The organism is Roseateles aquatilis (assembly GCF_002205645.1).
Lineage (GTDB): Bacteria > Pseudomonadota > Gammaproteobacteria > Burkholderiales > Burkholderiaceae_C > Roseateles > Roseateles aquatilis.
The window spans coordinates 73,005-86,602 of sequence record NZ_NIOF01000014.1 but is presented as its reverse complement, the minus strand read 5'-3'; the positions used below and the strand labels follow the sequence as shown (position 1 = coordinate 86,602).

At 72.1% G+C, this 13,598-nt stretch carries 10 protein-coding genes; 5 read left to right on the top strand and 5 right to left on the bottom strand.

The features are described from left to right. Nucleotides 1-72 precede the first annotated feature (72 nt). Nucleotides 73-414, top strand: coding sequence for a DUF2834 domain-containing protein (locus tag CDN99_RS23135; RefSeq protein WP_088387240.1), 342 nt, complete (start codon nucleotides 73-75; stop codon nucleotides 412-414). On the opposite strand, the gene CDN99_RS23130 is transcribed toward CDN99_RS23135, so the two are convergent. After that, nucleotides 390-1,127, bottom strand: coding sequence for a hypothetical protein (locus CDN99_RS23130; RefSeq protein ID WP_088387239.1), 738 nt, complete (start codon nucleotides 1,125-1,127; stop codon nucleotides 390-392). The two genes, CDN99_RS23135 and CDN99_RS23130, sit on opposite strands and share 25 nt — an antisense overlap. Before the next feature lie 220 nt (nucleotides 1,128-1,347). Further along, nucleotides 1,348-2,625 carry a DUF4397 domain-containing protein gene (locus CDN99_RS23125; protein WP_088387238.1) on the bottom strand — a complete coding sequence of 426 codons (1,278 nt, stop codon included), beginning with the start codon at nucleotides 2,623-2,625 and terminating at the stop codon, nucleotides 1,348-1,350. 246 nt (nucleotides 2,626-2,871) lie between these two features. Here CDN99_RS23125 and CDN99_RS23120 point away from each other — a divergent pair, with 246 nt between their 5' ends. From CDN99_RS23120 to CDN99_RS23110, 3 genes are all read left to right on the top strand, one after another. Further along, nucleotides 2,872-4,932, top strand: a complete 2,061-nt coding sequence (locus CDN99_RS23120; protein WP_088387237.1) for an NADPH-dependent 2,4-dienoyl-CoA reductase — start codon at nucleotides 2,872-2,874, stop codon at nucleotides 4,930-4,932. A gap of 142 nt (nucleotides 4,933-5,074) precedes the next feature. After that, nucleotides 5,075-7,387, top strand: coding sequence for a sensor domain-containing protein (locus tag CDN99_RS23115; RefSeq protein WP_158218934.1), 2,313 nt, complete (start codon nucleotides 5,075-5,077; stop codon nucleotides 7,385-7,387). A gap of 389 nt (nucleotides 7,388-7,776) precedes the next feature. After that, a complete protein-coding gene (locus tag CDN99_RS23110) occupies nucleotides 7,777-8,562 on the top strand; it encodes a phosphatase PAP2 family protein (protein ID WP_238139671.1) in 786 nt (261 codons plus the stop codon). Here CDN99_RS23110 and CDN99_RS23105 read toward each other — a convergent pair. Then, nucleotides 8,501-8,884 carry a hypothetical protein gene (locus tag CDN99_RS23105; RefSeq protein ID WP_088387235.1) on the bottom strand — a complete coding sequence of 128 codons (384 nt, stop codon included), beginning with the start codon at nucleotides 8,882-8,884 and terminating at the stop codon, nucleotides 8,501-8,503. The two genes, CDN99_RS23110 and CDN99_RS23105, sit on opposite strands and share 62 nt — an antisense overlap. A 219-nt stretch (nucleotides 8,885-9,103) precedes the next feature. Continuing rightward, nucleotides 9,104-9,574: an Lrp/AsnC ligand binding domain-containing protein gene (locus CDN99_RS23100; protein ID WP_088387328.1), complete on the bottom strand. Its 471-nt coding sequence runs from the start codon at nucleotides 9,572-9,574 to the stop codon at nucleotides 9,104-9,106. Between the two features lie 115 nt (nucleotides 9,575-9,689). Between CDN99_RS23100 and CDN99_RS23095 the strand changes: the two genes are divergently transcribed. Next, nucleotides 9,690-13,277, top strand: a complete 3,588-nt coding sequence (locus tag CDN99_RS23095; RefSeq protein ID WP_169727058.1) for an L-glutamate gamma-semialdehyde dehydrogenase — start codon at nucleotides 9,690-9,692, stop codon at nucleotides 13,275-13,277. Here the strand turns inward: CDN99_RS23095 and CDN99_RS23085 are convergent. Continuing rightward, on the bottom strand, nucleotides 13,225-13,587 hold the full coding sequence (locus tag CDN99_RS23085) for a hypothetical protein (RefSeq protein WP_088387234.1): 363 nt from the start codon (nucleotides 13,585-13,587) through the stop codon (nucleotides 13,225-13,227). The two genes, CDN99_RS23095 and CDN99_RS23085, sit on opposite strands and share 53 nt — an antisense overlap. Nucleotides 13,588-13,598: the final 11 nt, after the last annotated feature.

Sequence of the window (13,598 nt, the reverse complement as noted above, 5' to 3'; positions counted from 1 at the left end):
TTGAGCCGCGGCGCCTGGCCGCCGAGACTGCGTTCAGTCCCACCCCCAACCCGATGAGCGAAGGAGCCCGTCATGCTGAAGATCTTCCTGTCCCTGGTGCTGGCCGTGTTCGGCGCGTATTCGATGTACGTGATCCTGGAGCTGGGCTACGTCGGCCTCTGGATGTCGTTGTTCGAGTCCCTCGGCGGCCGTCAGGCGGTGGCCGACCTCATGATCGCCTGCGTGCTGCTGCTGGGCTTCCTGTGGCGCGATGCGCGGCAGCACGGGCGGCGCTTCTGGCCCTACGCGGTGCTGACGCTCGCGGCGGGCTCGTTCGGCCCGCTGCTGTACCTGCTGCTGGCGCCGCGCGCCGCCACGGCCTCCCGTCCCGCGTCGGCGGCGACCGGGTATCAGGCCTCGCCCAGCGAGTCCTGACCCTCGTCCAGCGGCGCCGGCTCCGGCGTCGCCTTGGCCAGCGTCATCCAGGTGCCGAAGTCCGGGCGCATCGCCCGGCGCGGCGCCGGACGGCCCAGCTCGAAACGGAAGCCGACGCCGCCCGCCAGTTCATGCGCGAACAGCACGCCGAACGCCGGCGGGATCTCTTCCACCGTGGCGATGCCGGCGCGCAGCACGTACCAGCACTGGCCGCTCAGCGCCAGGTAGGCCTGGGCCTTGGCCGGCCGCCGCAGCTCCGACAGCAGGTCGGCGCGGCTGACCTTGATCTCGTGCACCGCTGGTTCGAGGTAATCCTCGACCGTCGTGTTGCGCACCGAATAGACATCCGGCATCGCATGGACCCAGCGCATCCGCGCCGGATCGTCCTCGCGCGGCAGGCCGGCGCGCAGCGCCAGCCCGCGCCACACGACCCGGCCGGCGCGCTGCAATTCCGTCGCCATGCGGGCGACCAGGTCCTCATGGCGGTGCCGCGCCGCGCGGTTCTTCTGCAGCCCGATGTGCAGCGCCTCGATGCCGCGATCGCTCAGCCGCAGCGTTTCCCGGCCTTGCGGATCGCGCTGCCGCTCCAGCCATCCCAGCGCCAGCAGCTCCACCTCCAGCATGTCCTGGCACGGCCAGCCGGCCGAGCGCCAGAGCTGGCGCAGGCGGCGGATCTGCAGCGTGGAGGGCCGCGGCGCGGCGGGGATGTTCATGCGGCGATGTTGCCGCAGGTCGCTGCCGGAACCGGTCAGCAGCGATGCCGGTGGGGTCTCGACCCGGCCCTCCCGGATGCCGGCCCATCCCCCAACGTGCGCCCGAAAAAAAGCCACGCCTCTGGAGAGGACGTGGCCAACAGGGAGGATTTGTCGTCGGACCGCCGGTCAGTGGTCCGGGACCGGGTGGTGTTCCCGGTCGATGAGGCGGGGCGGGGGCTCAGCGCTCCTTGCGCAGCGAACCCACCAGCCCGTTGCTGTCGCCCATCGCGAAGACGGTGTAGACGCCGTTGCCCTGGATCGCCAGCGCGCTCAGGCTGTAGATCGGCGTGGTCGACGCGGGCGAAGTGACCGTCAGCAGCGACGAGGTGGTGGCCGGCGTCGTCACCGGCGCCGACGAGGTCCCGGCCACCACGTTGGACGCCAGCGCGCTGTAGTCCACGTTCAGCGTCAGGCCGGTCGAGGCGCTCGCCACGCCGTTGATCAGGCGGATCTTGGCGGTGGTCGAGGTCGTCGGCAGGCGGTTGTCATCGGTCAGCACCGTCAGCTGCGGCGCGTTCGCCGGGCCCCACACCATGAGCGTGTAGTCGCCGCCGGCGGCCAGCGTCGGGGCGCTCAGCGACATCGCGGTGCCGTTGACGGTGACGGCCAGGCCGGCGGCGCCGGCCGCGACGGTCTGGTAGTCGCCGATGGTCGGGGCGTTGGACGTGGGCATCAGCTGCGTCTGGCCGATCGAGCCCGACACCAGCGCGTTGCTGCCCACCGCGGCGACCAGGCGGGCGCGGGCGGTGCTGTTGGGGAAGTTGGTGACGTCGCCCTGCTGGATCATCTGCATGCCGTTCACCAGCACGCCGCCGGTGCTGCCGGTCAGCACCAGCGTCGAGGTGCCGGCCGACGGCAGCGACACCGCGGGGATGTCCAGGCGGATGTCGGTCTTGCTGCCGGCGGCGGTCAGGCGCACGCGGAAGGAGCCGCTGTTCAGCGTCACGTAGCCGCTGCCCGAGGCGGTGGCGATGCCGCTGGCCACGGCGGTGGCGGTATCCAGCGGGTCGGTGGCGGCGGTGATGTAGACGTCCAGCGCGCCGGCGTCGGGCGCCAGGTTCAGCACCAGCAGCTTGGACTTGCCGGTGGCCGGCGCGTCCTGGTCTTCCTGCAGCAACGTGGTGCGCACCGAGCCGGCCGCGCCGTAGGCGATCAGCGCGTAATGGCTGCCTTGGGCCAGCGTCGGCGTGGTCGAGGCGAGCGTGCTGCCGATGGTGCTGTTCTGCACCTCGGTGCCTGTGGCGCTGGTGTCCACGCTGGCGTAGGCACCGGCTTTCGCATAGGCCACGCCGGTGGTCACGGTCGCGCTGTTCACGGCCATGTCCAGCGACGAATAGCCGATGCTCGCGTTGACCAGGCGCATCTGCGCCGTCTTGCTGCTGCTCCCGCCGCCGCAAGCGGTCAGCAGGGCCACGGTGGCCAGGCTCAGGCCCCAGGCCCATGTCTTGAATCGCATCGTCCAACTCCGAAAATTGTGGGTGGATTGAACGGGGTGCGTGTTGCCGCAGCTTGTGGCGGCATGCCAGGTTTGTGAAGTTCGATATCAACGCCGACACAGAGTTGCCGTCCGGTTGCCCGCCGGTGTCGGGCTTGGCATCCGGGCTGGCGCGCGGCTTGGCGCCAAGCCGGGTGTTCGACGGGGCGTCCGGCTTGGTGTTCGCTCTCTAATCGCACCGGGGCGCCCGGGGCTAGCATCCGCGCGATGAACGCCTACCCACAGCTGCTGTCGCCCCTGGACCTGGGGTTCACCACCCTGAAGAACCGCGTGCTGATGGGCAGCATGCACACCGGGCTGGAGGATTCGCGCCGCCATGTCGACCGGCTGGCGGCCTATTTCGCCGAGCGCGCGCGGGGCGGCGTCGGCCTGATCGTCACCGGCGGCTACGCGCCCAACATCGCCGGCTGGACCAAGCCCTTCGCCGGCACGCTGATGACGGGCGGCGCCGCGCGGCGCCACCAGCCCATCACCCGGGCGGTGCACGCCGAGGGCGGCAAGATCGCGCTGCAGATCCTGCACACCGGCCGCTACGGCTACCACCCGTTCAGCGTCGCGCCGTCGGCGCTGAAGTCGCCGATCTCGCCGTTCACGCCGCACGCGTTGAGCGAGCGCGGCATCGAGCGCCAGATCCGCGCCTTCGTCCGCTGCGCCACGCTGGCGCGCGAGGCCGGCTACGACGGTGTCGAGGTGATGGGGTCCGAGGGTTACTTCATCAACCAGTTCCTGGCCGCGGCCACCAACCACCGTACCGACGCGTGGGGTGGGGACTTCGCGCACCGCATGCGGTTGCCGGTCGAGATCCTGACCCGCATGCGCGAGGCGGTCGGCCCGGACTTCATCATCATCTACCGCCTGTCGATGCTGGACCTGATCCCCGACGGCGGGAACTGGGACGAGGTGCTGCAGCTGGCGCGCGCGGTCGTGAAGGCCGGCGCGACGCTGATCAACACCGGCATCGGCTGGCACGAGGCGCGCATCCCGACGATCGCCACCAGCGTGCCGCGCGCCGGTTTCGCCTGGGTGACCCGCAAGCTGCGCGAGCAATTGCGCGCCGAGGGCCTGACGATCCCCCTGATCACCAGCAACCGCATCAACACGCCGGAGGTGGCCGAGGCCGTGCTGGCCGACGGCGCCGCCGACATGGTGTCGATGGCGCGCCCGCTGCTGGCCGATCCGGACTTCGTCCGCAAGGCCGCCGAGCAGCGCGGCGACGAGATCAACACCTGCATCGCCTGCAACCAGGCCTGCCTGGATCACGTCTTCAAGCAGGAGATCGCGTCCTGCCTGGTCAACCCGCGCGCCGGCCACGAGACGCTGCTGCGCATCGAGCCCATCGCCGCGCCGCGGCTGCGCAAGCGCGTCGCCGTCGTCGGTGCGGGACCGGCCGGGCTGGCCGCCGCGACCACGCTGGCCGAGCGCGGCCACGACGTCACGCTGATCGACGGCGCCACGGAGATCGGCGGCCAGTTCAACCTCGCCAAGCAGATCCCCGGCAAGGAGGAGTTCCACGAGACGCTGCGCTACTTCCGCCGCCGGCTCGAACGGCTGGGCGTGACGCCGCGGCTGGGCCGCCGCGTCGGCGCCGACGAGCTGATGGACTACGACGAGGTGCTGCTCGCCACCGGCGTCGCGCCGCGCGACCCGCGCATCCCCGGCCAGGCCGAAGGCGTGGCGCGGGGCCAGGTCTTGTCCTATGTCGAGGTGCTGCGTGGCGAGAAGCCGGTGGGGCGCCGTGTCGCGGTGATCGGCGCGGGCGGCATCGGCTTCGACGTGTCGGAGTTCCTGCTGGAGCAGGGCCACTCGCTGGCGCTGGACGCGCCGGCCTGGCGCAAGCATTGGGGCGTCGGCGATCCGGCCGACACGCGCGGCGGGCTGCTCAAGCCTCAGCCCGCGCCGCCGGTGCGCGAGATCACGCTGCTGCAGCGCCGCGAGGGCAAGCTCGGCGCGGGCCTGGGCAAGACCACCGGCTGGATCCATCGCGCGGCGCTCAAGATGCACGAGGTGCGCATGATCGGCGGCGTCCACTACGAACGCATCGACGAGCAGGGGCTGTGGATCAGCCGGGGCGAAGACCGCACCGATCCGGAGCACATCCCGTGCGACAGCATCGTGCTGTGCGCCGGCCAGGAACCGCTGCGCGAGCTGGAGGCGCCGCTGCGCGCCGCGGGCCGGTCGGTGCACCTGCTCGGCGGTTCGCTCGAAGCCAAAGAATTGGACGCAAAGCGTGCAATCCTGCAGGGAACGCGCCTGGCAGCCTCCCTGTAAACCCTGGTCAGGGCTCAAGCCCGGCCTCGATACTCCGAAGGTCGAGCGAGAGGGACCGTCCGCCACCCGCGGACTGCCGACCAGGGGCCAGCTGTTGCCCCCCCACATCCAAAAAAACCATGGGTGAGCCATGCGTCGTCGCATGAACCGTCGTTGGGGATACCTGACCGCGTCCGCGCTGTTGCCTGCGTGCCTGAGCACCCCGGCATGGGCGGGCCTGTCCGCGTCCACCGCGTCCGCCGCCGCGGCGGTGACGGAGGGTTTCGCCAAGGGCAGCACGGTGTTCTGGCTGGGCGCCGGCTGCGTGATCGGCGGCGTGACGCTGGGGGTGATGGTCAGCCTGTTCGTCCAGCAGCGCGGCCGCCTGAAGCGCCGCCGCGAGGAGCTCAAGCGCGAACGCCGCGAGCGCGCCCGCCTCAGCGCGTTGCTGAACGCGATCCCCGATCCGATGTATTTCAAGGACGCCACTGGCGCCTATGAGGGCTGCAACCCGGCATTCGAGCGCGCCATCGGCCTGACCGAGGAAGAACTCATCGGCCGCCGCGACGCCGACCTGCCGAATCCGCCGGGCTGGGTCGACACCGAATCCGACGGCCGCACCCTGACCTGGCAGGACGGCGCCGGCGCCGACGCGCCCGACGGCGGCCGCTGCCTGGACGTGCTGAGCGCTCGCGTCTACGACGACGACCAGTACCTGGGCCAGGTGGCCATCGCCCGCGACGTGACGCAGCTGCAGCACGCCACCGAGGCCGCCCGCCGCGCCGCGACGGTGTACGAGCACTGCGGCGAGGGCATCATGGTCATCGACCACCAGCTGCGCATCTGCGACGTGAATCCGGCCCTGACCGCGATGGTCGGCCACGACCGGCAGACGCTGCTGGGCAAGCGCCCGCTGCTGCTGCGCGAGGGCGAGCAGGACCCCGAGAAGCTGCGCGGACTCTGGGCGCAGGTCGAGGCCACCGGCAAGTGGAGCGGCGAGGTCACCGAGCGCCACAAGAGCGGCGACTCGATCCCGATGTGGGCCACCTTCGTGAAGGTGCCGTCGCCGTCTGGCGACCCGGAGCAGGTCCAGTACCTCAGCGTGCTGACGGACATCTCCCGCATTAAGCAGACCGAGGCCGAGCTGCTGCACCAGTCGCTGCACGACGGCCTGACCGGCCTGCCCAACGCGGCGCTGCTGCGCGACCGCATCTCGCGCCAGATCGGCGTGGCGCAGCGCGAGCACACCTGCGTCGCGGTGCTCTACATCGACCTGGACGGCTTCCGCGACGTCAACGACATCGCCGGCCACGCCGCCGGCAACCAGGTGCTGCTGACCGCGGCGGCGCGTTTCGCCAACGTGACGCGGTTGAGCGACTCGGTGGCGCGCGTGGGCGCGGACGAGTTCGTCGTCGTGCTGTCCGGCCTGGTCGACGAGGAAACCGCGATGCGGCTCGGCGATCGCCTGATCCAGGCGATGGACGAGCCGATCGTGATCGACAACCACCGTTTCAACGTCGGCGCCAGCGTCGGGTTGGCGCTGTTCCCGGCCGACGGCATGCAGGTCGACGAGCTGCTGCGCAACGCCGAGGTCGCCATGTGCCGCGCCAAGCTGCAGGCGCGCGGCTCGGTGCAGGCCTACCGGCCGGAGCTGACGCAGGCGGTGCAGCAACGCTTCGAGCTGACGCACGCGCTGCGCCTGGCCAACGAGGCGGCGCAGTTCCGCATCGAGTACCAACCGCAGGTGCGCCTGAGCGACAGCGCGCTGATCGGCGCCGAGGCGCTGCTGCGCTGGCGCCATCCGACGCGCGGGCCCATTTCCCCGGCCGACTTCATCCCGCTGGCGGAAGAGACCGGCCTGATCATCCCGATCGGCCGCTGGGTGCTGGAGCAGGCCTGCGCGCAAGTGGCGCGCTGGCAGGGGCAGGAGGGCAAGCCGCAGCAGGTGGCCGTCAACGTCTCCGCCCGGCAGCTGCGCCAGCCCGATTTCATCGAGACGCTGGACTACATCCTGGCCGAGACCGGCTGCCCGCCCAGCGCGCTGGAGCTGGAGGTGACGGAGAGCCTGTTGCTGGAGGACGCCGAGCAGGCCATCAGCCTCATGACCCGCCTGGCCAAGCGCGGCGTGCGCATCGCCATCGACGACTTCGGCACCGGCTACTCGTCGCTGGCCTACCTGAAGCGCATGCCGGTCAACACGCTCAAGATCGACCGCAGCTTTGTCAGCGAGCTCGGCAGCGACGCCAACGTCGCCGCCATCGCGCGCACCGTCATCGTGCTGGCGCGCAGCCTGGGCCTGGACGTGCTGGCCGAGGGCGTCGAGACGATCGAGCAGGCCGAGTGGCTGCGCCGCGAGGGCTGCGACTGGGCGCAGGGCTGGTACTACGGCCGCCCGATGCCGGCCGAGGACTTCGTCGTCATCCCGCCGCCGGAGCCGCTGCGCCGCGCGCCCGCCAAGCGGCTGCAACTGGCCTGACGTCCCCGCCGCCGCGCACCGGTCAACCGGGTGCGCCTCGCGTTGCCTGGAGCGGTTTACGCGACCCTCGGCTCACGGCTCACGGCTCACGGCTCACGGCTCACGGCTCATGCGACCCATGGACCCGTGGACCCGTGGACCCATGGACCCATGGACCCGTGGACCCGTGGACCGGCGGACCGGCGGACCGGCGGACCTGGGCGACCACGCGACCACGCGACCCACGCGACCGGCTCCGCTCGGCTTCACGCGGCCTTGGCGTACGCCTCACGCCACGCTCATCCTCGGCTCACACGACGGTGGAAGACTGCGGCATTCGTTGCACTTCCCGGCCTTCCGGCCGCGCCGTCCTTGCCGCGGCGCGGCGGGCGCGCCTTTAAGCTGTCCGCATGGTTGTTCACTCCGATTCCACCCTCTCGGCGATTCCGCAGTTCTGGTTCCTCTTCACCCGCCTGGGCGAGGTGCAATTGCTCGCGCCGCTGGCCGCCGTCGCGTTGATGGGCCTGTGGGCCTGCCCGGCGCAGCGCGGCGTCGCGCGCCGCTGGCTGCTGGGTTTCGTCGCCGCGGTCAGCCTCACGCTGGCGTCCAAGGTCGCCTTCATGGGCTGGGGCATCGGCAGCGCGGACTGGGACTTCACCGGCTTCTCCGGCCACGCGATGAGCGCCGCCTCGGTGCTGCCGCTGCTGGCCTGGCTGGGCCTGCAGGCCTGCGCCTCGGCGCGCTGGCGCGCGGCCGGGCTGTTGCTCGCCTACGGGCTGGCGGCAGGCATCGCCTACTCGCGCCTGCCGGTGGGAGCGCACTCGCCCTCGGAGGCCCTGCTGGGTTTCCTGCTCGGCGCGGGCGCCAGCCTGTTCGCGCTCGCCGCGCCGTTCGGCGAGGCGCTCTCGGCATCGCTGCGGTCGTTGCTGCCGGCCGGCTCTGCCGGTTCGGCCGGTGCGGCCCGGCTCGGGGAGGGCGCCGATGCCGCGCCGGCCCGCGCGCTGCGCCGCGGCGCGATGCTGGCGATCCTGATGGCCGGCGTGCTGAGCGCCGCGCCGTGGATCAGCCCGCCGACGCGCAGTCACCAGTGGGTGACGGCGCTCAGCCTGAAGCTCTCGGGTCGCCCGGCGCCGTTCACACGTCATCAGCTCCATCGACGCGCCGCCGAGGCGCTGGCGTTGGCGCAGGCTCGCTGACCCACAGCCGCCATTCGCGGGCGCTGAGCTCGCGCACTTCCAGGCCGCGACGCAGGATGTAGCTGGAGTCGTGCCAGCTCTCCACCGGGCCGGTCGCGGTGCGGCGGGGGCGCGGCTCGGCGCCGAAGCCGCTGTCGCCGAAGCTGCTGCCCGAATCGGCGAAGCCGGTGGGCAGCACGCTGTCGTAGCCGCCACCGAAGTTGCCGTAACCGCTGTGGGCGGAGCGGCCCGCGCCGCCCTCGCCCAACGGGCCGTCGCCGCCCGCCTGCCGCCTGGACTGGGCGCGCGGTGGCTGCTGGATGGACTGAGACCGGTACTTCATCTCGGGGGCTCCGGGAACTGCGGGGAGGGCGCTCCACTGTGATCCTGTCGCGCGCCGTCCGGCAGCCCGCAGATGGAGGGGCCGACGGGGGAGGACATGTCCCCCTTGAAATCCCTTGTCCGGGCCGGCGGTGTGTGCATCGCACGGTCGCGCGGCCCACCGGCCGCCGTCGACCCGGCGCCGCTTGCTCGCCGCCCGCGGCGTCCGGCCGCGTCGCGCTCAGAGCGGCAACGCGGTGGTGTTCTTGACTTCCTCCATCACCGCGTAGGTCCGCGTCTCGCGCACGCCGGGCAGGGTCCAGATCACGGCGCCGATGAACTCGCGGTAGGCCGCCATGTCCGAGACCCGCGTCTTGAGCAGGTAGTCGAAGCCGCCGGCCACCAGGTGGCATTCCAGGATCTCCGGCCGGGCCTGGACCGCGGCGCGGAAGTTGTCCATGACGTCGTGCACCGTGCGGTCCAGCAGGATCTCGATGAACACCAGCATCTGCGCGCCCAGCTTGGCCGGGTTCAGCCGCGCCTCGTAGCCCAGGATGAAGCCGTCCCGCGTCAGGCGCCGCACGCGCTCCAGCACCGCGGTGGCGGACATCTGCACCTCCTCGGCCAGCTTGAGGTTGCTGATGCGCCCGTCCTGCTGCAACAGGCCCAGGATGCGCCGATCGATCTTGTCCAGGTCCTCGAGGCTGCTCATGCTGGATTCCATTCGGGAGATGCTCGAAAGATTGGAGTTTAATTTGGTCGCATAGTTTCTAAACTCCCGCCACTCGCTAGGGGGGCGCCTCTGGCTCGAACATCCGAGGATCTCCATGACCGCCTTCCCCCTGCCGCCGGAAACGTCTCGCCTGCCGGACCCGTATCGCGAGGAACTCCCGCTGGTGCGGACCCTGGCCGCGCAACTGCAGTCGCTGAACTGGTCCGCCGCGATCGATCAGGCGCGGCCGTGGGTGCGGCAGGTGCGGGCCAATCCGGCGCCGTTCTGGGCGATGGAATCGCTGCTGCGGGAGTACCCGATCACCAGCGCCGAGGGCCTGGCCCTGATGCGCCTGGCCGAAGCCCTGCTGCGCGTGCCCGACGCCGAGACCGCGATCGCGCTGACGGCCGACCAGCTCGGCCGCGCCGACTTCGACGGCGGCTCCGACGGTCCGCACAAGATGCTGGCCGGGCTGGCGGCGAGCGCGATCTCGCTGTCCAAGAAATTCCTGCCGGACGCCGAGGCGGACTCCGGCCTGATGAAGCGCCTGGGCGCGCAGACGGTGGTGGCCGCGACGGTGCGCGCGATCCAGTTGCTGGGTCGCCAGTTCGTGCTCGGCCGCAACATCCAGGAGGCGATGAAGGAGGCCGACGCCGCGCGCAAGGCGCAGGCCCAGCTGCGCTTCTCCTACGACATGCTGGGCGAGGGCGCCCGCACCGAGCGCGACGCCGAGCGCTACCAGGCCTCCTACCTGAACGCGATCGCCGCCATCGCGGCCGGCCGCAAGGCCGAGTCGCCGGAAGGCAGCGACGGCATCTCGATCAAGCTGTCGGCGCTGTTCTCGCGCTATGAAGTGCTGCAGCGCGACCGCGTCTACGCCGAGCTGCTGCCGCGCGTGTGGCAGTTGATCGAGAAGGCGGCGCAGGCCAACATCAACCTGACCATCGACGCCGAGGAGGTCGACCGCCTGGAGCTGTCGCTGGCGCTGCTGGACACGCTGGCGGCGCGCATCGCGACGCACTTCCCGCAATGGCGCGGCTTCGGCCTGGCGGTGCAGGCGTACCAGACGCGGGCCCGCGACGTGGTGGAGGCGGTCGCCGACATCGCGCGCAAGCACGGGCTGCGCTTCATGGTGCGCCTGGTCAAGGGCGCGTACTGGGACGGCGAGATCAAGCGCGCCCAGGAGCAGGGCCTGTCCCGCTATCCGGTCTACACGCACAAGCCGCACACCGACGTCTCCTACCTGGCCTGCGCGCGGGCGCTGCTGCAGCACCACGACGTCATCTATCCGCAGTTCGCCACCCACAACGCCGGCACGATCGCCGCGATCCTGCAGATGGCGCGCGCGCTCGGCGCGAAATTCGAGATGCAGCGCCTGCACGGCATGGGCGAGGGCGTCTACCGCGAGGTGCTCAAGGACGGCAGCATCCTGTGCCGCGTCTACGCACCGGTCGGCGAGCACCGCGACCTGCTGGCCTACCTGGTCCGCCGCCTGCTGGAGAACGGCGCCAACTCGTCCTTCGTCCATCAACTGGCCGACCCGACGGTCGCTCCGGAGGAGCTGCTGGCCTCGCCGCTGACGCTGATCCAGGACGTGTCCAGCCTGCCGTTGCCGGTGGATCTGTACCGCGACGCCGCCGGCCGTGGCCGCGACAACTCGTCGGGCCTGGACCTGGCGGTGCCCGAGCAGCGCCGGCCCTTGCTGGACGCGCTGTCCACCTGCGAGGTGCCGGCGATGGTCGAGGCGTCGTCCGAGGCGGTCGACGCCGCGATGGCGCGCCTGCAGGGCGGCTTCGCGGTCTGGAACGCGACCCCGGTGGCCGAACGCGCCGCCGTGCTGCGCCGCGCCGCCGACGCGCTGCAGGCGCAGCTGCCGCAGTACTGCGCGCTGCTGGTGAAGGAGGCCTTCAAGAGCTTCGGCGACGCGATCTCCGAGGTGCGCGAGGCCATCGACTTCATGCGGTACTACGCCGACGAGGCCGAGCGTCTGGCGGCCGACGGCGTGGCGCTGGACGGGCGCGGCGTCTTCGTCTGCATCTCGCCGTGGAACTTCCCGCTGGCGATCTTCGCCGGCCAGGTGGTGGCGGCGCTGGCCGCGGGCAACGCGGTCGCGGCCAAGCCGGCCGAGCAGACGCCGGTCGTGGCGCGCGAGTGCGTCGCGCTGCTGCATGCCGCCGGCGTGCCGGCCGAGGCGCTGCAACTGCTGCACGGCCGGGGCGAGACGGTCGGCGCGCGCCTGGTCGCGTCGCCGGCGACGGCGGGCGTGTGCTTCACCGGCTCGACGCAGGTGGCGCAGATCATCAATCGCCAGCTGGCGGGCAAGCCCGGCGCCGCCGCGCTGCCGCTGATCGCGGAGACGGGCGGGCTGAACGCGATGATCGTGGACTCGACGGCGCTGCCGGAGCAGGTCATCGACGCGGTCGTGCAGTCGGCTTTCCGCAGCGCCGGCCAGCGCTGCTCGGCGCTGCGGCTGCTGGCGGTGCACGAGGCGGTGGCCGACGGCGTCGTCGAGATGCTGCGCGGCGCGGTCAAGGAGCTGCGCGTCGGGGACTCGGCCGACCTGGCCACCGACGTCGGTCCGCTGATCGACGACGAGGCCTTCCAGGCCGTCTCCGCCGAGGTCGCGCGGCTGAAGCGCGAGGCCGCGCTGATCGCCGAGGCCACGCCCGCCGACGCCTGCCCGCGCCTGCTGGCGCCGGTGGCGGTCGAGCTGCCGGCCATCGCGGCGCTGAAGAAGGAGACCTTCGGTCCGGTGCTGCACGTGGTGCGCTGGAACGGCGACGTGGACGGCGTGGTCCGCCAGATCAACGCGCTGGGCTACGGCCTGACGCTGGGCATCCAGACGCGCATCGACAGCCGCGCGCTGCGTCTCGCGTCCGAGGCCCGCATCGGCAACGTCTACGTGAACCGCAACATCATCGGCGCGGTGGTGGGCGTGCAGCCGTTCGGCGGCGAAGGCATGTCCGGCACGGGCCCCAAGGCGGGCGGTCCGCACTACCTGCTTCGCTTCGTCGCGCAGCCGGTGGTGGAGGCGCCCGCCGAGGCGCCCTCGCTGGCGACGACCGACGCGGGGGCCGATCTGTCGGCGCTGTTCGCTGCCCATGAGGCGTGGGCCGCGCGTCCGGTCGAGGACCGCGCCGCGGCGCTGGAGCGCTCGGCGGCCGGGCAATCGCCGACGGTGGCCGGTGCCTGGCGCACGCTGGCCGGCGCCGCGCGACGCGCGCTCGTCGACCTGTCGCTGCCCGGCCCGACCGGTGAGAGCAACGAGCTGCGCCTGCATGGCCGCGGCGTGATCGCGGTGCTGGCGCAGGGGGCGGCGCCGGAAGACCTGGCGCGGGCGCTGGGCGCGGCGCTGGTGGCGGGCAACGCGGCGGTGGTGGTCGGCGGCGGCGACACGGCGCAGGAACTGCGCAACGCGCTGATGCGCGGCGGCGTGGCGGCGGCGGCGATCGGCCTGCTGCCAGCGGACCGGATCGGCGCGGTGCTGCGCGCCGGTCAACTGGCCGGCGTCGTGGCACCGGCCTCGCTGCAGCGCGCGGCGCAGCGCGAGCTGGCCGCCCGCGACGGCGCGATCCTGCCGGTCATCTCGGCGGCCGAGATCGCCGACCCGCGCCAGCTCTACCGCTTCGTGGCCGAGCAGACGCTCACCATCAACACGGCCGCCGCGGGCGGGAACGCGGCGCTGCTGGCGGGCGTGCACTGATCTGGCACGGGCCGCCGCGCGCGGCCAGGCCGTCGAGCCGCCACCAGCCGGTGCGCGGCACGACCCACGCCTCGCCGGCACGCAGCCGCCGCGCTTGTGGCCAGGCGTGATCGGCCCACAGGCGCGGGGCGTCCTCGACGAACGCTTCGCCGGCGTGGACGTGCACGACGGTGCCGCGCACCAGGCGCAGCAGCGTGGACTGTCCCGGCGCCAGCGCCAGATCGGCCAGGTCCGGCGGCGGCCTCAGGACGCGGCTCCGCGTGGGGAGCAGCACGGACGGAAGAAAACGCAGGACGGCTTCGAGGAGCATGGGGGCTTCGC